Raw genomic sequence first — 16,460 nt, forward strand, 5'->3', positions numbered from 1 at the left:
GCCAGCCGGCAAACCGGCGGCCGCCGAACCGGCACGCGCCACTCGCCACGCCTGTCAGCGAGCGAGCATAGCATGCGTGCCGCGTGCGCTGCGCTCAGCGCGCCGCGTGATCGGCCACGGGTTGATATCCGTCGGTCAGCGTGTTCAGGAACGCGATCACATCCTTGATCTCGGCGGCGTTCAGCGCGGGCGCGTCGCCGCGCTTGCGGTCGAACGGCGGCTCGCGATTGATGTTCGGCCAGTAGCGTTTCGGCAGGTCGTCGTAGATCTGCACCTTGCCGTGCACGACCGGATAGAACTTCTCCGGATGGATGTCGCGCTCGGCGTAGAAGCGCAGCACGTCGTCGAGCGAGTGGTACACGCCGTTGTGGAAGAAGGTCTTGCGCAACGCCACGTTGCGCAGCGACGGCGTGCGGAACAGCCCGCAGAATTCGTCGCGGCCCTTCAGGTCGGTGCGCTGCGGCCCGCACGCGCCGAGATCGTGGAAGCGCGCGTCGCGATTGACGGCCAGCGCGCGGTTGCGCGGCACCGCGATCGCGATCAGCCCGAAATCGCTGAATTGCGGCGGGCCGCCTTCGAGCGTGCGCTGGCTCACGTGACAGCTCGCGCAGTTGCCCTTGCGCTCGTCGTTGAACAGCTGCAAGCCGTGCAGTTCGGCCGGCGTGAGCTTCGCACGGCCGGCGAGATACGCGTCGTACTTGCTCGTGTACGGATCGAACAGCGCCGGCTGCTGCTGGAACGCGTCGAGCGCGCGCAGCACCGCGGCGAAGGTCGCCTGATCGTCGGCGAGCACCGGGTCGCCGAACGCGCGGCGGAACGCGTCCGCATACGGCGCCGCGCGCACGGCCTGCGCGACGCGCTTGGGCGAGCTGCTCATCTCGAACGGCGACGTGAGCGGGATGCGCGCCTGCGCGTCGCGCGTATCGACGCGGCCGTCCCACGTCAGGCCGCCCGTGGGCCCCGCGTCGATGCTCTCGTCGCCTTCGTCCGGCGAATCGTGGAAGTGCTCGCTGAACGGCGGGATCCCGCGCAGGTACTTCAGCGACGGCGCCGCGCGAAAACCGGTGCGATGCATGTCGTCGCCGCCGAGCTGCACCGACAGCGCGTTCGGCGGCCCGAACGCATGGTCGGGGCTGTGGCACGACGCGCACGCGAGCTTGCCCGAGCCCGACAGCGACGGATCGAAGAACAGCTGCTTGCCGAGCGCCGTCATCTGCTTCACGCCCTCGAACACCTGCGCGCGGCTCTGCGGCTGATTGGGCGGCGCGACCGCCGGTGCGAGCGTCGGCGCGGCCGGCGCGGCCTGGGCGGCGGAAATGACCGCTGTGGCCGCGGCAGTCGCGGCGGGCCGCGCGTCGCACCCGGCCAGGGCGGCGAGCGCGCCGGCCGCGAGCAGCGCCGCCATGGCCGGCAGCAACGATCGCGCTGACGCGCGGGAGTTCGGAAGGCTGTGCATCGTCGTTCTTCTTGTAGCGGTGGTCGATCGGCCGGAGCTTATGTCAGTTGCATGACGGTCGCATGACGGTAAGCCGACAGCGAATTGAAAGCAGCCCTACACCAGCCTGTCAAATGGGTTCCAGATAATGCGCGCAGCCGGTCGATGCCACGCCGCGTCCGCGCCGGCCGAACACCACCCGGTTCCCACACGTGACAAACGACGAGAGAGAAAAACGCATGAAGAAGCACGCCTGGATTCGCTGTACGCCGATCGCGCTCGCGGCCGCGCTGAGCCTGACCGCCTGCGGCGGCGACGATGTCACGCAACAGGGTCTGTCGGCCGTCAAGAACGTCGTCGTGATCTACGCGGAAAACCGCAGCTTCGACAACCTGTACGGCAACTTCCCGGGCGCGAACGGCCTGCAGAACGCGACGGCCGCGAACTCGGTGCAGAAGGACCGCGACGGCTCGACGCTCGCGACGCTGCCGAAGGTCTGGGGCGGCCTGACCGCGACGGGCATCACGCCGGCGGTCACCGAGGCGATGACGGCGAACCTGCCGAACGCGCCGTTCGCGATCGACGATCCGAAGGGCTTCAACCAGCCGATGAGCATCGCGACGCGCGACATCGTGCACCGCTTCTATCAGGACCAGATGCAGATCGACGGCGGCAAGAACGACATGTACGCCGCCTGGACCGATGCGGGCGGCCTGACGATGGGCCACTACACGCCCGATCCGTCGAAGCTGCCGCTGTGGAAGCTCGCGCAGCAGTACGTGCTGGCCGACAACTTCTTCATGGGCGCGTTCGGCGGTTCGTTCCTGAACCACCAGTACCTGGTCTGCGCGTGCGCACCGTACTACCCGAACGCCGACAAGAGCGTCGCGGCCGGCAAGATCGCGGTGCTCAACGCCGACGGCAAGTCGCTGCAGGTCGCGTCGAACTCGCCGGCCTCCGCGCTGAGCGGCCCGCCGAAGTTCGTCAACGACGGCGCGCTCACGCCCGACTTCTACGGCGTGAACACGATGCAGCCGGCCTACCAGCCGAGCGGCAACAAGGCTGCCACCGGCGGCGATCCGCTGCTCGCCGACCCGGCGAACCCGTCGACGATGCCGCCGCAGACGACGACCAACATCGGCGACCTGATGACCGGCGCGGGCGTGTCGTGGGCATGGTATTCGGGCGCGTGGGGCCAGGCGCTGCAGGCGAGCCAGAACGGCACGTCGAACGTGATCTACGGCGCCGATCTGTCGACGCCGAACTTCCAGCCGCACCATCAGCCGTTCAACTACTACGCGAACCAGGCGCCGGGCACCGCGAACCGTGCGCAGCATCTGCTCGACGGCGGCGCGAACGGCGCGGACTTCATCAAGGCGATCGACGCGGGCACGCTGCCGCAGGTCACGTTCTACAAGCCGCAAGGCAACCTGAACGAGCACCCGGGCTACACGGACGTCACGTCCGGCGACCAGCACATCGCCGACGTGATCGCGCACCTGCAGGCCAGCCCGCAGTGGAAGAACATGGTCGTGATCGTCACCTACGACGAGAACGGCGGCTTCTGGGATCACGCCGCACCGCCGAGCGGCGACCGCTGGGGCCCGGGCACGCGCATTCCGGCGCTGATCGTGTCGCCGTTCGCGAAGAAGGGCTTCGTCGACCATACGCAGTACGACACCGGCTCGATCCTGCGCTTCATCACGCGCCGCTTCTCGCTGCCGCGCCTCGCGGGCCTGCAACAGCGCGACGACGCGCTGAAGGCGAACGGCGCACAGCCGATGGGCGACCTGACGAACGCGCTCGCGCTGTCGCCGAACCTGTAACACGCAGCATCGTCACGACCGGACCGGCCACCACGCCGGCCGGTCGAACCAAGGGCAGCCCGTCGCGGCTGCCCTTTTTTCATCTGCCGCGCCGTGGCGCATGCGTCACCGCGCTTGCTTCGAATCGGCACGAGCGTGGTGAGCATCGTGCCTGCGCGCTAGCGTCGCCGGCCCGGCGTTGCGCGGCCTCGAGCATGTCGGTCAGCGGCGCTGACGGCCGTGCAGTCAGCACGCGGTTGCACATGGATTCCGGCACACGACCGGCCCTTCCCGACCGGACCCGGCACCGCGACGTTCGGCCGCCGATCGTCGCGCGCTACCGCAACGAAACGCGAGCGCGGCCAGCCGCGCTGGCAAACCTGCCAATCACGAAGCGCGCACGCGCGGCCCCGTCACGCACGCTCCTGCGGCGCCGCGCCGAGCGCGAGCACCGCGAGCGCGGCGGCCGGCGCGAGCAGCGCGAGAAAACCGACGTAGCGGAACCCGAGCGCGCCGCACGCCGCGCCGAATGCGAACGCGACGATCGCCGGCAGCATCTTGCCGAAGCGCGCGCGTGCGGTCGCACGCGCGGCGTCGGCCGTGCCGCGCGAGTACAGCTCGACGACGTCGAGGATCGCCTGCGTGACGTTGCCGGTCATCACCGTATTCGGCACGCCGGCGGCGCGCGGGATCACCCGCGCATGCGCGTTCTGCACGCCCATCGCGAACGTGCCGACGATGCCCGCGACGAGCGCCGGCAGCGCGTCGGGCTGCGTGACGGGCGTCGCCCACCAGCCGGCCGCGCAGAAGCCGAGCAGCAGCACGGCCTGCACCGTATGCAGCACGCGCGCGCCCTGCCACGCGGGCCGCGCGGACATCGAGCGCGCGATCAGGCTCGCCGCGATCACGCCGCACACGAACGCCGGAAACACGCTGAGCTTGAGCACGACGCCCTGGCCGAAGCCCGCGATGCCCGCACCGATCAGCACGAAGTTGCCGGTCACGTGCGCGGTGAACAGCCCGAACAGCGCGACGAAGCTCAGCGTGTCGACAAAGCCGGCCACCGCGGCCAGGATCGTGTCCTCGTGCTTCATCGCGTCGCGCTCGCGTGGATTTCGGCGATGTAGCCGCCCGGGAACTTCACGAGCGCCGCGTCGCGGCCGTCCGATGCGAACGGCGGCACGAGCACGGTCACGCCGGCGGCTTGCGCCTTCTGCAGCGTCGCGGCGAGATCGGCGACCGCGTAGCCGGTCATCTCGCGGCCGAACGGATAGGGCAACTGCCCGTCGGTGACGAGCACGGTCATCTTGCCGAAACCCGATTCGATGCGGATGCGCCGATACGTGTCGTTCGGCCGGCCGATTTCGATGCCGGGCGCGTTGGCATCGTCGGACACCACCTTGCCTTTCGAGAACTTCACGAAGTCGTGCACGAACTTGCGCATGCTTTGCGGCGACACGTACACGCGATTCTCCGGCACGCTCTGCAGCGCGTCGTAGTGCGGCGCCTGGTTGTGCCAGTACAGCTGCATGTTCACGCCGCCGGGCCACGAGACGAGCGCATCGCGGCCGATCGGATCGGCGAACGTGTCGACGATCACGTCCGCGCCGTGCTCGCGCGCGACCTTCACCGCCGCGTCCATGTCGGTCACCAGATAGCCGGTGCGCTCGGCGCCGAACGGCCAGGGCACCGGCGTCTTGAAGCCGAACACCGAAAGCGTGCCGACCGGCGTGAACACGAGCTGCGACATCGTCCGGCTCGGCGTCGGTGTGACCTGGAACACGCCCTGCTTCGACTTGCTGCCGCCGAACGTCGCGACGAAGCTGTCGGTGAAGCGCGCGAAGTCCTCGGGCGCGACGTACACGTGCGTGGTGTCGTACTGCGCACCGACGGCAAGCGTCGGCGTGACGGCCGGCGGCACCGGCGGCTTCGCGAACGCGGCCGGCGCGAGCGCGAGGCCGCCCGCGATCAGCGCGGCGACCAGCATGGAGTGAATGGATTGCATCACGAAGTTTCCTGTTGTTGCATCGTCATCGAAACGGGCCGTCGCCGGGCGGTGGGTGTGCAGCGTCGGGCGTCGGGGCGGCTGCAGGCACGCGTGCCGCGGTCGGACCGAGAGGCACGAAAAAATTGTCGAGTGAACCGAAGCGAGCAGCGCCCGCGGTTGCGGACCTCGTTCGTCGCGAAGCTCGCCGTCGCGCTCGACGACGTGCTCGCGCCGGTACGCGGTCCGGTGCCGCGCGGCCACGCCGCGGCATCATGCTGCGCTGCGGTTCGTCGTCCGCCCGGAAAGCGTTTCCGCATGATCGGGGAACCGGTTGAGCCCGTCGAGCGGATTTTGACGATTCACTTTTTCGAATTCGCCCGGCAAACGGCCGGTCGTCTCGTGATATCCGGCATAGCCGTGCGCGGTGCGGCCGGCTCGTGCATCGGGGCGACATCGAACAGCACGTCGGCGTTATCTGCACGAAGTTGCGGACGTCTGAACGACGGCGCTTCCATCACACAGCGTCGGGCGAGAACGTCGGCGTGACCGTGCGTGACCTCATCCGCACCCACACGCGAACGTGATCCTTGCCGCGCTCGCCATCGGTCTCGGCCTCGCCGGACGCGCCGTCCGTCTCGGCAGTCCGCCCTTTTTTTCTTCCCGCAAACCCGATACGCTTTCAAAACTTTGACGAAGCCCTTGCGCCGCCGCCCGGCGATCACGACACCCGCCTCCATGAAACCGTCTGTCTTCTCGCTGCTCGCCGGCGTGCTCTACGGCGCGATCGAATTGAACTCGCCCGCCCCGCCGCGGTTCGCGCTCACCGGCCTGCTGGCCGGCGAACGGCTCCCGTCCGTCGCGCGGCGCATGCCCGCAGGTTGTCGGCCGAGCGCCGCATGGCGCGACGCAACCTGCAGCCAGCGCACCTTGCCGCACCACGAACGCGCGCAAGTCATCGTGATCCACACCGCACCCCGATAGCACGCATGAGCAACGTCGAACTGTTCCATTACCTGCTGCTGTTGATCTGCGGCGCGGGCGCGCTCACGTGGCTCGCCGAGCGCGTGTCGATTCCGCCGGCCGTCGTGCTGCTCGTCGGCGGCTGCGTGGTGGCCGTCGCCGGCAAGCGGGTGCCCGACATGGACCCCGCGCTGCTGCTCGCGGCCGTGCTGCCGCCGCTGCTGATGTCGAGCGGCTTCTATACCGCGTGGAAGGAATTCCGCCACGAGCTCGCGTCGATCGCGTCGCTGGCGCTCGGCGCGGTGGCGTTCACGACCGTGGCCGTCGCGCTCGCCGTGCATGCGGCGAACTCGGCGCTGCCGTGGGCCGCATGCTTCACGCTCGGCGCGATCGTGTCGCCGCCCGACGCGGTCGCCGCGAAGGCGATCCTGCAACGCCATCCGCTGCCCGCGCGGCTCGTCGCGGTGCTCGAAGGCGAAAGCCTCGTCAACGATGCGTCGGGCCTGCTGCTGTACCAGATGGCCGTCTCCGCCGCGCTGGCGGTGACGATCACGACCGCGGGCGCCACCGCGCTGTTCTTCTCGCTCACGCTGATCGGCATCGTGACCGGGCTCGTATGCGGCCACGCGATGTGCTGGGTGCTGCAGCGCGTGCGCGAGCCGATGCTCGGCATCGTCGTCACGTTCGCGATGGCGTGGGGCAGCTACGGAATCGCGGAGGCCGTGCACGGCTCGGGCGTGCTGTCGGTCGTGACCTGCGGCCTCGTGCTCGGCGTGCGCCAGCACCGCGTGTTCGGCGCCGATCTGCGGATCAAGGCGAAGGCCACCTGGGAAGCCGTCGTGTTCGTGCTCGACGCGCTCGTGTTCATCCTGATCGGCCTCGCGCTGCACGCGATTCTCGCGCGCGTGAACCAGGAAGGCGCGGTGCTGATGGCCGGCCTGCGCGTCGCGCTGCCGGCGACGGCCGCTGCGATCGCCGCACGCGTCGTCTGGGTGTTCGTCGCGATGTGGCTGCCCGCGCGGCTGCGCGCGCCGCGCGCCGGCCATCCGCCGTGGTCGTGGCGCGAGGCCGTCGTGCTCGGCTGGTCGGGCATGCGCGGTGTCGTGAGCCTCGCCGCCGCGATCGCGCTGCCGGCCGATTTTCCCGCGCGCGACCTGATCCTGTTCAGCACGTTCCTGCTGATCATCGCGACGCTGGTGGTCCAGGGCGGCACGCTCGCGCCGCTGATCCGCGTGCTGAAGCTGCGCCCCGCCGTGCGCCACACGATGTCCGAGCACGCGGTGCGCGCGCACACGTTCGGCGCGGCGCTCGCCGCGCTCGATGCGCGCGGACCGGACGGCGACGGCCTCGAGCGCGCGTCGCGCGAGCGGCTGCTCACCGAATACCGCAACCGCGTCGCGTTCAACGAGCGCGCCCACCGCGACGGCGCGCAGCCGGCGCAGGTGCGCGCGCGGATGCTGGGCGTCGAGCTCGAGATGGTCGGCGTGTCGCGCGATGCGCTGCTCGCGCTGCATCGCGACGGCCGCGTCGACGACGCCGTGCTGCACCGCATAGAATCCGAGCTGGATTTCGAGGAGCTGCGGCTGCAGCGCCTGCTCGAGCCGTGACGCCCGGCACGCGATCGCCGGCCGCCCCCTACCCCAACCTGGAATTGCAATGAGCGAACTGTCCGTCGAAGCGAGCATCGGCTCGGTCGATTATCTGGTCCATTTCACCGACGGCGTGCATCAATGGCGCGCCGACGAACCGGTGGCGCTCGGCGGCGGCGACACCGCGCCGACGCCGGTCGCGCTGCTGCTGTCGAGCCTCGGCGCATGCACCGCGATCACGCTGAAGATGTACGCGCAACGCAAGGGCTGGCCGCTCGCGGAGGTCCACGTGAAGCTCGCGCACGAGGCCGGCAGCGCCGGCAGCACGATCGTGCGTCGCATCACGCTCGACGGCGACCTGTCGGACGAACAGCGCGCGCGCCTGCTGCAGATCGCGAACGCGTGCCCGGTCCACAAGATCCTGTCGCATCCGATCACGATCGACACGGCCATCGCCTGAGTTCACCCGCGCACGAGATCCCCACCATGTCCGCATCGATCAAGACCCTGCTCACGCCGCGCGAAAGCGACATCGGCAACCTCGTCGTGCGTCGCGTGCTGCCCGCGCGCGCGGCCCGGCTCGTCGGCCCGTTCATCTTCTTCGACGAAATGGGGCCGGCCGTGCTGCCGCCCGGTCGCGGCATCGACGTGCTGCCGCATCCGCACATCGGCCTCGCCACCGTCACGTACCTGTTCGAAGGCTCGCTGATGCATCACGACAGCCTCGGCTTCCGGCAAAAGATCGTGCCCGGCGACGTGAACTGGATGACGGCCGGGCGCGGCATCGTCCACTCGGAGCGCTCGCCCGACGAGGACCGGCCGCACGAACAGCCGGTGCACGGCATCCAGACCTGGGTCGCGCTGCCGATCGAGCACGAGGACGTCGAGCCCGCGTTCGTGCATCACGCGGCCGACACGCTGCCGTCGTTCACGCGCGACGGCGCGAGCGTGCGCGTGATCGCCGGCACCGCGTTCGGGCTCGTGTCGCCGGTCGCCGTGTTCTCGCCGACGCTTTACGCCTATGCGGAATTCGCGGCCGGCGGGACGCTCGCGCTCGACGCCGAGCATGAGGAACGCGGCGTGTATCTGGTCGACGGCGAGCTGACGATCGACGGCACGCCGCTCGCCGCGGCGACGATGGCCGTGCTCGAACCCGGCGCGACGGTCGCGCTCGCGAGCGCGTCGGGCGCGCGCGTGATGCTGCTCGGCGGCGCGCATCTGCCCGGCGAGCGATTCATCGAATGGAACTTCGTGTCGAGCGCGCGCGCGAAGATCGACGCCGCACGCGCCGCGTGGGCCGCGCAGACGTTCGGCAAGGTGCCGGGCGAGGAACACGAATGGACGCGCCAGCCCGAGCGCAACGCACACTGAGCGGCGGCATGCGGCAAGGCCGGCATGCACGCCGGCCTCGGTGCACTCATCGCACTCAGCGCGTCAATCCCATCAGCTTCGCGAGCGTCGGCCAGCGTTCGAGCGACTCGATGAACGCGCGTCGCGCCTGCTCGTCCACGTAGCGCGCGGGGTCGAGCGCGGGCAGATGCCGCGCGAGCCCCAGCACGTCGTTCGGTTGCGACAGGCGGTCGTCGTCGCCTTCGCCGATGTTGATCACTGTTCGTCGATCCATACGCCATCCGGAGTCTTGACCGCGTAGCCGCCGGCAGTCTGCAGCGTCACCGTCCCTTCGTTCTCGCCCACCATCCGCGTGCGCGGCAGGTCGGCCGCATATTGCGCGAGCGTCACGCCCGGCTTGAACGGGCTGTTCGACACGAGGTTCGACAGCAGCTGCGCGAGCGCGAGGAAGCTGGTGGGCTGATCGATCACGGTCGTGGTGCCGTGATTGCCCGCGAAGCCGACGAGCCGCACGCCGACCGGCCCGTGAATGATGCGCGGCGTCGGAATCTCGCGCAGGCCGGCGACCTGGTTGTGGTCGCCGCGCAGCGCGGCGCCATGCTCGGGCACGAACACGATCACCGCGCGCCGCCCGGACTGCGCGATCAGGTCGGCCAAGTGGTCGAAGTCGTTCATCAGCTTGGTCGCGCGCTGCGGGTACGAATCGATGCTGGTCAGCGCGCTGCCGACCACGCGGTTGCCGTCGTGCAGGCTGATCGTGTTGTAGTACAGCGCGACCGGCCCCGGCACCGACGCGCGCTGCGCGTACCAGTTCGCGAGCGTGCTGTAGTCGTCCTTGATCGCCGAGCCGTCGAACGCGTGCATCGCGACCGGCGCGGCCGCGTTCGACACCATCGGCGCATCGGGCACGCCGATGTTGTCGTGGACGATCTGCAGGAAGTTGTCGAAATGGCCGTCGTGGTTGAGCAGCGTCTGCACCGTGTAGCCGGCCGACGCGAGCTGCGAGAACAGATGGCACTGCTGCGGCGCGCTCTTGTACAGGTCCGCATGCGCTTCCTGGCCGCAGCTCGCGCGCAGCACGCGGATCGCCGCCGGCCCGCTGTAGCTCGCCGCCGTGCTGAAGTTCGAGAACAGGTAGTCGAAGTGGCTCAGCATCGGATGATTGCGCACCTTCGCGGCGTCGAGATCGTCCCACGACAGCGAGCACACGTGCAGCACGATCACGTCGAACTGCGTGGCCGGATCGTTGGCGGGATGGCCGAACGCGACCTGGCGCTGCGACTCCTGCGCGCGGAACGCCGCGAGCGCCGCGTTGTAATCCTCCGGCTGGTCGGCGCGCGCGACGGCCGCATTCGCCTGCTGCGGCAGCGGCGCGATGCCGCGCGCGACGAGCCCGCTGCCGGCCTCCCACAGCGGCAGCACGATCAGCGCCGCGAGCACGAAGGTGGCGACGCGCACCCAGCGGTTCACGATGAAATAGACGATCAGCACGCCGGCCACGGTCAACGCCAGCAACGGCGGCAGCAGGCGCGGCAGCAGCTCCATCCAGTAATCGGCGCGGAACGTGCTCATTTCGCGCGCGGCTTCGGCGAGCCGCGCGAGCGGCGGCGCATGCATCTCGTGCGCGAGCAGCGGCACCGCGATCGCGATCGCGACGAGTTGCCGGACGATCCGCGACACGCGCCGCCGGACCCGCGCGCTCGCGGCGAGCGCCAGCGCGAACGCGAGGTTGGCCAGCCACAGCGGCTGCAGATGGCCGGTCGCGAACAGCACGAACTTCAGGATGAAATACAGATTCCAGAACGTCATCTAAACCACTCCGTGTGAGCGCCGCGTCAGTCGCGCGCCCGGTCGAGTTTCGGCGCGAGCAGCGCCTGCATGCTGCGCACCGCACCCTTGTACATCCGCACATAGCCGTCGAGGCCGATGCGCAGCACGGCTTTCAGGCCGCGCAGCGGCGTGTCGGCCTGCGTCGACGTATGCCAGTCAAGCCACGCGTCGGCGCGGCCGAAAGTGCACTGCACGAGCTGACGCTCCTGCTCGAGCGTCAGCGCGTCGAAGCTCACGCCGACGTGCGTCGGCGTCACGCGGCTCACGCGCACCGGGAACGGGAACGGGCGATCGCCGCGCGTCACGCAGACGGTCAGCATGTCGCCCACCGCGAGCGACAGCCCGGGCACCGCCTCGAGGCCGAGACCGCCGGTCGAGTAGTCGCTCGTGAAGCAGGCGGCGGTCGTGCCGTCGGCGAGCAGCAGCGTGGCCGGCACGCGCATCGCGATGCGGTGCGTGACGCGCACCTGCTTCGTCTCGCGCGCGACGGCCAGCGCGGCGCCGAGCATCGCGAGGTTGTATACGGTCCAGCCGAGCGTGATGAGGATCGTCGTGGCCTCGTCGCCCTGGTCGGCCACGAGCCGCCACAGCCCGGCCGCGATCGCCAGCACGTTGAGCGCGAACAGCACGAGATACGGCTTCGAGGTCGACCAGTCGACGTAGCCTTCGTCGATCTTGCCGCCCTTGTCGGTCACGTTGAACTTGCCGTGCTTCGGGCTGAAGAACGCGACGGTGGTCGGCAGCGCGATGTACCACGCGAGCACCGACTCGTAGACTTCGGCCCAGAACGAATGGCGGAAGCGCCCCTGCATCCGCGAGTTCGCGACGTTCGCCAGCACGAGGTACGGGACCACGTAGCTCGCGAGCGCAACCGACGACGCGTTTATGAAGTACAGATGGAAGAACAGGTACGCGAGCGGGATCGTCAGGAACACCAGCCGCGGAATCCCGTAGAAGAAGTGCAGCATCGCGTTGCCGTAGCAGATGCGCTGGATCAGGCCGAGCCCGCGCCCGACGAACGGGTTGTCGATGCGGAAGATCTGCGCCATCCCGCGCGCCCAGCGCGTGCGCTGCTTCACGTGGCCCGCGAGGCTCTCGGTCGCGAGGCCCGCGGCCTGCACGGTCGGCAGGTACGCGGACGTGTAGCCGCGCCGATGCAGCTTGAGCGCGGTGTGCGCGTCCTCGGTGACGGTCTCGACCGCGACGCCGCCGACCTCCTCCAGCGCGCTGCGCTTGAGCACCGCGCACGAGCCGCAGAAGAACGTCGCGTTCCACAGGTCGTTGCCCGACTGCACGAGCCCGTAGAACAGATTGCCTTCGTTCGGCACCTCGCGGAACGTGCCGAGGTTGCGCTCGAACGGATCGGGCGAGAAGAAGTGATGCGGCGTCTGCACCAGCGCGCATTTCGGGTCGCGCAGGAACACGCCCATCGTGGTCTGCAGGAACGAGCGCGTCGGTACGTGATCGCAATCGAAGATCGCGATGTATTCGCCGTGCGTTCTCGGCAGCGCGCGGTTGATGTTGCCCGCCTTCGCATGCAGGTTGTCGTCGCGCGTGAGGTAGCCGATGCCGGCCTCGCGCGCGAACGCCGCGAACTCGGGGCGCCGGCCGTCGTCGAGCAGGTACACGCGCAGCTTCGCCGTCGGCCAGTCGATGCTCTGCGCCGCGAACACGGTCGGCTTCACGACCGACAGCGGCTCGTTGTAGGTCGGGATGTAGATGTCGACGCTCGGCCAGGTGTCGGGATCGTCCGGCAGCGGCACGATCGGCCGGTCGAGCGGCCACGCGGTCTGGATGAAGCCGAGCAGCAGGATCATCCACGTATAGGCTTCGGCGCCGTACAGCAGGTAGCCGGCGACGGCCTCGACGGGGCTGCGGAAATCGAGTGTCTGCGTCGTGCGCCACCACACGTAGCGCAGCGTGGCGAGCAGCGCGAGCGACGCCAGCGCGAGCGTCGGCAGGTGTCCCGGCAGACGGCGCAGCGCGAGCGCGAGCACCGCGACGATCGCGAAGAAGGCGAACTGCGCGCCGGGCATCAGTGGCGACATCCCGGCCGCCGCCCACATCAGCGCGCCCGCGATCAACAGCAGCGGCGCCATCCAGCGATGCCGGCCGACGCCGTTGGCGCGCGCGTCGAGCCAGCCGCCCCAGCGCGTCCACGGGAGCCGTTCGAACAACGCGTCGATGCGCGCGGCGACCGCACGCAGCGCGACGTAGACCGGCACGACGGTCGCATCGAACCATGCGAGCGGATCGCGCGCGGGCCCCTCGTCGGCTGCGCGCGGCGCGCGCACGACGGCGCGCCACAGCCATTCGCGCAGGCTCAGCGGCTGCAGCACGCCCCAGTCGCGCGCGAGCCGCAGGAACGCGGCGCGCGCCCAGCGGCGCACCGGGTCGGGCCGGCCGGGCGGCGGCGCATGGAAGAACAGCCGCACGAGCCAGTCGAGCAGCGTGCGCTGGGCCGGCAGGCCGAGGCCATGCGCGCACCAGTCGGCCGCGCGCCGCGTCGCGGCGCGCCAGCGCGAGGCGAGCGCGGCCTTCATCGCGACGCTCCGGCGCGACCGGCCGCCGAGGTCGTGGCGGTCGCGGCGGTCGCGAGCCACGCGTCGACCCAGTTCGCGACGCCGTTCAGGTCGTGCGACGCCTGCGAATGCGGCGCGTCGTCGAAGATCCAGCTGCCGCGCGCGAACGCTTCGGGCACGGCCGCATCGATATGGATGCGTTGTTCGAGCACCGCTGACTGCCCGACCACGGCGCGCAGCATCGCGATCGCATCGCGCTGCATGTCACGCGCCGGGTTCAGCCGGTTCACGACGATGTGCAGCTCGCCGCCGCCCGCGCGCAACGCGTCGATGCGTGCGGCGACGCTCGCGCAGGCGGCCGGTTCGGGCGGCACGACGACGAGCGTGAGATCGGCGCGGCGGATCGCCTGCTCGGCCTGCGGCGACGGATAGCGCGCGGTGTCGACGAGCACGACGCCATGCGCGGGCAGCGCGATCTCGTCGAGCGCGCGCGACAGCCACGCGGGATCGGCGGCGAGCCGCGCATCGCACGCGGCCGCGTCGGCGGCGTCGATCTGCCCGTACGGCACGAACAGCACGCCGTCGGCATTGCGGTAGGTCTGCGCGTGCCACGGCGCGGCAGCGTCGGCGCGCGCCAGCAGCCCGTGCGCAAGGCCGTGCGCGGCCGGCGTGTCGAGCCCGAGCGTCGCGCCCATCAGGTTCTGCACGTCGAACTCGACCGCGACGACCGGCCGCCCGCGCCGCGCGAGCAGCACGGCCAGCGCGCCGGTGAGCGTCGTGCGGCCCGCGCCGCCGGTGGTCGAGGTAATGGCGATCGTCTTCATTGCTCTGCCCCGGCCGCACGCTCGAATTCAGGCAGCAGGCGCCCGCGCAACGCGACCGGCACGAGTTCGCATGCAACCGCGTCGCGTCGAGCGAGCCCGCCCGGCGCCTGGAAGCGGCGACCGACGCCCAGGTGCTGCGCGACGATCCACACCGGTATCGCGATCGCGATGCCGACGACGAATCCGATGACGAGTTCGGCGATCATGCGCCCTCCTGCTGGCGCAGCGGCATCGCGCTGCGGATGGCGCCGCGCCGGGGCGCGGCGGAAATGACGGGGGGCCGCGCCGCTGCATCGTCGGGCGCGGGCGTGGCGGCCAGCGCTTCGAGCGCGACGATCGTATCGATCGCGTCGATCGAGCGACTGATTTCACCGGCTTCGGCGGTGTCGGCCGCTGCGGCCGACGCTGCCGATGCCGCGGTGCGCTCGGCCGCCGGCTGCGCGGCGCCGGCCGGCTGCTCGGCGGCGAACAGGTCGCTGTAGTCGGCGATCGGCGCACGGCGGTTCTCGGCCTTCAGCGCATCGAGCTCGGTGTCGATGCTGCCCTGCCCGAGACACACGACGCGGTCGGACACCGTATCGAGCGGCACGTCGACGATGCGTGCGAGCGCATCCTCCGCATCGGCCGGCTCGCAGGCGAACAGGAACACGTACAGGTGCGCGGCATCGGCGGTCACGACGTCGCCCGCGCGGCGCGGCCGGCAATGCCGCAGCGCATCGACATGCGACACGCCGGGCAGCAGCGCGAGCTTCGCGAGCGTATGCGGCAGCGCCAGCACGGCGCCGCGCTCGAGCACCGCGCGGATGCGCTCGCAGAACGCGCCGACCGGCAGGTAGCCGAGCACCGAATCGCCGAGCGCGGCGGCGAGCGCCGCCCGATAGTCGGACGCGACCGGGCGCGCGTAGAGCTGGCCGCGCAGCGCATGCACGGCGGCCTGCATCCGCGACACCGGCAAATCGCGCGCGACGACACAGTTCGCGCCGACGCTCAGCACCAGCATCTCGAACTGCTGGCGCAGCACCACGTCGCGCTCGACGACGGCGATCTTCAGCGCGCCGCCGCACTGCCGCCGCAACGCGTGCACCGCTGCGCACACGCCTTCGAGCTGCGCGTGCGCGCGGAACGCCAGCACCGCGGTGGCGGCCTGCGCGTGCGCACAGGCGGCGACCACCGCCGCGTTGTCGTCGACGACTTCCCAGCCCGCAGGCACGCGCCCGCCTGCGTCGAGCACCGCGCGGCTGACGACGACGCGATCCTCGTCGCTCGCGAGCTTCATCGCGCGCGCGGTTTCGGTCGGCACGCCATCGGCGATGGCCGCGAGACGGCCGTCGGGCGCGAAGCGCAGCGGCCGCACCTCACCGGCCGCGAGCGTGTCGCCCGCGCGCCAGAAGTCGACCACCCACAGCAGCTCGCCGTGAGTGCGCTGCAACTGCGCGACGCCCGAGCAGATGCCGTGGAAGCCGCTGCGCGTCGCGCGATTCGCGTCGCGCACGAGCGGCGGATCGTCGGTGCGCGGCGCGCTGCCCGCGCGCGCCAGCTCGGGATCGAGCAGCAGCACCAGCGCGATGCGGTGGATGCGGCACCAGTCGGCGAGCGCGTAGGCCTCCTCGGCGAGCGCGTCCGGCGCGTCCCAGCTGAGCCAGCGCTGCGCGCCTTCGACGAAGTACACCGAACGCGCACGAAAGCCGTAGCGCTTCAACGCATCGAGGCCGCCGGTGAGGCGCGCGAACGGGCCGGGCGCCGCACTGGCTGCAGGTTCGCCGTCGGCGGCCGCCTGCGCTTCGGGCGGCATCGCGAGCACGTTCAGATTGCGCGGCCAGCCGGCCGGCAAGGCGCCGCCCGCAAAGCCGCGCGCCTGCATCTGCGCGGCGACGCGCGCCGCGTCGCGCGACAGCACGACGGTCACGTCGCGCGTGCGCGACTGCCGCGCGCTTTCCCATACGAGCGCGTCGCACGCCGGCGTGTCGGCGGCCGCGTACACGGCGTACAGGCCGCCTGCTTCGAGCTGCGTCCAGGTGTCGGGCAGCCCGTCGATCGCGAGCCCGCCCAACGGGCCGGCGCGACCGCCGGCCGGCCCCGTGCGCAACAGCGCGCGCAGCGGGCCGAGCAGACCGGCCGCGCCGCGCGCGGGACGAGTGGCTTCGGTTTCGGTATTCAA

At 70.7% G+C, this 16,460-nt stretch carries 15 protein-coding genes; 6 read left to right on the plus strand and 9 right to left on the minus strand.

The window, feature by feature from the left end:
* Window positions 1–94 precede the first annotated feature (94 nt).
* Window positions 95–1,456: a cytochrome-c peroxidase gene (locus tag MBR110_RS10990; protein ID WP_059669439.1), complete on the minus strand. Its 1,362-nt coding sequence runs from the start codon at window positions 1,454–1,456 to the stop codon at window positions 95–97.
* A 218-nt stretch (window positions 1,457–1,674) separates the two neighbouring features.
* On the opposite strand from MBR110_RS10990, the gene MBR110_RS10995 reads away from it, so the two are divergent.
* Entirely contained in the window at window positions 1,675–3,261 is a 1,587-nt protein-coding gene (locus MBR110_RS10995; RefSeq protein WP_176153872.1) for an acid phosphatase, read from the plus strand.
* A 392-nt stretch (window positions 3,262–3,653) separates the two neighbouring features.
* On the opposite strand, the gene MBR110_RS11000 is transcribed toward MBR110_RS10995, so the two are convergent.
* Both MBR110_RS11000 and MBR110_RS11005 read right to left on the minus strand, forming a co-directional pair.
* The gene (locus MBR110_RS11000; protein WP_181709064.1) at window positions 3,654–4,334 is read right to left on the minus strand and encodes a YoaK family protein; all 681 of its coding nucleotides are present in this window, start codon (window positions 4,332–4,334) and stop codon (window positions 3,654–3,656) included.
* Window positions 4,331–5,245, minus strand: a complete 915-nt coding sequence (locus tag MBR110_RS11005) for a VOC family protein (protein ID WP_176300215.1) — start codon at window positions 5,243–5,245, stop codon at window positions 4,331–4,333. The genes MBR110_RS11000 and MBR110_RS11005 overlap by 4 nt, the downstream gene beginning before the upstream one ends.
* Window positions 5,246–5,377: 132 nt before the next feature.
* Between MBR110_RS11005 and MBR110_RS11010 the strand changes: the two genes are divergently transcribed.
* From MBR110_RS11010 to MBR110_RS11030, 5 genes are all read left to right on the plus strand, one after another.
* A complete protein-coding gene (locus MBR110_RS11010) occupies window positions 5,378–5,773 on the plus strand; it encodes a hypothetical protein (protein WP_155632397.1) in 396 nt (131 codons plus the stop codon).
* Window positions 5,774–5,962: 189 nt separating this feature from the next.
* Entirely contained in the window at window positions 5,963–6,208 is a 246-nt protein-coding gene (locus MBR110_RS11015) for a DUF1427 family protein (RefSeq protein WP_181709065.1), read from the plus strand.
* Window positions 6,209–6,213: 5 nt separating this feature from the next.
* Window positions 6,214–7,794 carry a cation:proton antiporter gene (locus MBR110_RS11020; protein ID WP_181709066.1) on the plus strand — a complete coding sequence of 527 codons (1,581 nt, stop codon included), beginning with the start codon at window positions 6,214–6,216 and terminating at the stop codon, window positions 7,792–7,794.
* Between the two features lie 49 nt (window positions 7,795–7,843).
* Window positions 7,844–8,236 carry an OsmC family protein gene (locus MBR110_RS11025; RefSeq protein ID WP_011884400.1) on the plus strand — a complete coding sequence of 131 codons (393 nt, stop codon included), beginning with the start codon at window positions 7,844–7,846 and terminating at the stop codon, window positions 8,234–8,236.
* 26 nt (window positions 8,237–8,262) lie between these two features.
* Complete coding sequence (locus tag MBR110_RS11030) at window positions 8,263–9,147, plus strand: pirin family protein (protein ID WP_045579240.1); 885 nt, start codon at window positions 8,263–8,265, stop codon at window positions 9,145–9,147.
* 55 nt (window positions 9,148–9,202) lie between these two features.
* On the opposite strand, the gene MBR110_RS11035 is transcribed toward MBR110_RS11030, so the two are convergent.
* From MBR110_RS11035 to bcsE, 6 genes are read right to left on the minus strand one after another with little or no spacing between them, the layout of a single operon-like run.
* Complete coding sequence (locus MBR110_RS11035) at window positions 9,203–9,400, minus strand: hypothetical protein (protein WP_011884396.1); 198 nt, start codon at window positions 9,398–9,400, stop codon at window positions 9,203–9,205.
* Window positions 9,382–10,935 carry a cellulose biosynthesis protein BcsG gene (bcsG, locus tag MBR110_RS11040; RefSeq protein WP_014722846.1) on the minus strand — a complete coding sequence of 518 codons (1,554 nt, stop codon included), beginning with the start codon at window positions 10,933–10,935 and terminating at the stop codon, window positions 9,382–9,384. Before bcsG ends, MBR110_RS11035 begins: the two co-directional genes overlap by 19 nt.
* 26 nt (window positions 10,936–10,961) lie before the next feature.
* On the minus strand, window positions 10,962–13,499 hold the full coding sequence (bcsA, locus tag MBR110_RS11045) for a UDP-forming cellulose synthase catalytic subunit (protein ID WP_126220573.1): 2,538 nt from the start codon (window positions 13,497–13,499) through the stop codon (window positions 10,962–10,964).
* A complete protein-coding gene (bcsQ, locus tag MBR110_RS11050) occupies window positions 13,496–14,302 on the minus strand; it encodes a cellulose biosynthesis protein BcsQ (RefSeq protein ID WP_059741302.1) in 807 nt (268 codons plus the stop codon). The genes bcsA and bcsQ overlap by 4 nt, the downstream gene beginning before the upstream one ends.
* On the minus strand, window positions 14,299–14,508 hold the full coding sequence (locus MBR110_RS11055; RefSeq protein ID WP_011884388.1) for a hypothetical protein: 210 nt from the start codon (window positions 14,506–14,508) through the stop codon (window positions 14,299–14,301). The genes bcsQ and MBR110_RS11055 overlap by 4 nt, the downstream gene beginning before the upstream one ends.
* A complete protein-coding gene (gene bcsE, locus MBR110_RS11060) occupies window positions 14,505–16,460 on the minus strand; it encodes a cellulose biosynthesis protein BcsE (RefSeq protein WP_176295599.1) in 1,956 nt (651 codons plus the stop codon). Before bcsE ends, MBR110_RS11055 begins: the two co-directional genes overlap by 4 nt.

The sequence above is a fragment of the Burkholderia sp. MBR-1 genome (assembly GCF_013822785.1).
Classification (GTDB): Bacteria; Pseudomonadota; Gammaproteobacteria; order Burkholderiales; family Burkholderiaceae; genus Burkholderia; species Burkholderia vietnamiensis.

Coding starts and splice junctions, on each gene's coding strand:
- MBR110_RS10995 (WP_176153872.1), top strand. CDS start 1,675: ATGAAGAAGCACGCCTGGATTCGCTGTACGCCGATCGCGCTCGCGGCC.
- MBR110_RS11000 (WP_181709064.1), bottom strand. CDS start 4,334: ATGAAGCACGAGGACACGATCCTGGCCGCGGTGGCCGGCTTTGTCGAC.
- MBR110_RS11015 (WP_181709065.1), top strand. CDS start 5,963: ATGAAACCGTCTGTCTTCTCGCTGCTCGCCGGCGTGCTCTACGGCGCG.
- MBR110_RS10990 (WP_059669439.1), bottom strand. CDS start 1,456: ATGCACAGCCTTCCGAACTCCCGCGCGTCAGCGCGATCGTTGCTGCCG.
- MBR110_RS11005 (WP_176300215.1), bottom strand. CDS start 5,245: ATGCAATCCATTCACTCCATGCTGGTCGCCGCGCTGATCGCGGGCGGC.
- MBR110_RS11035 (WP_011884396.1), bottom strand. CDS start 9,400: ATGGATCGACGAACAGTGATCAACATCGGCGAAGGCGACGACGACCGC.
- MBR110_RS11030 (WP_045579240.1), top strand. CDS start 8,263: ATGTCCGCATCGATCAAGACCCTGCTCACGCCGCGCGAAAGCGACATC.
- bcsQ (WP_059741302.1), bottom strand. CDS start 14,302: ATGAAGACGATCGCCATTACCTCGACCACCGGCGGCGCGGGCCGCACG.
- MBR110_RS11055 (WP_011884388.1), bottom strand. CDS start 14,508: ATGATCGCCGAACTCGTCATCGGATTCGTCGTCGGCATCGCGATCGCG.
- bcsA (WP_126220573.1), bottom strand. CDS start 13,499: ATGAAGGCCGCGCTCGCCTCGCGCTGGCGCGCCGCGACGCGGCGCGCG.
- MBR110_RS11020 (WP_181709066.1), top strand. CDS start 6,214: ATGAGCAACGTCGAACTGTTCCATTACCTGCTGCTGTTGATCTGCGGC.
- MBR110_RS11025 (WP_011884400.1), top strand. CDS start 7,844: ATGAGCGAACTGTCCGTCGAAGCGAGCATCGGCTCGGTCGATTATCTG.
- bcsG (WP_014722846.1), bottom strand. CDS start 10,935: ATGACGTTCTGGAATCTGTATTTCATCCTGAAGTTCGTGCTGTTCGCG.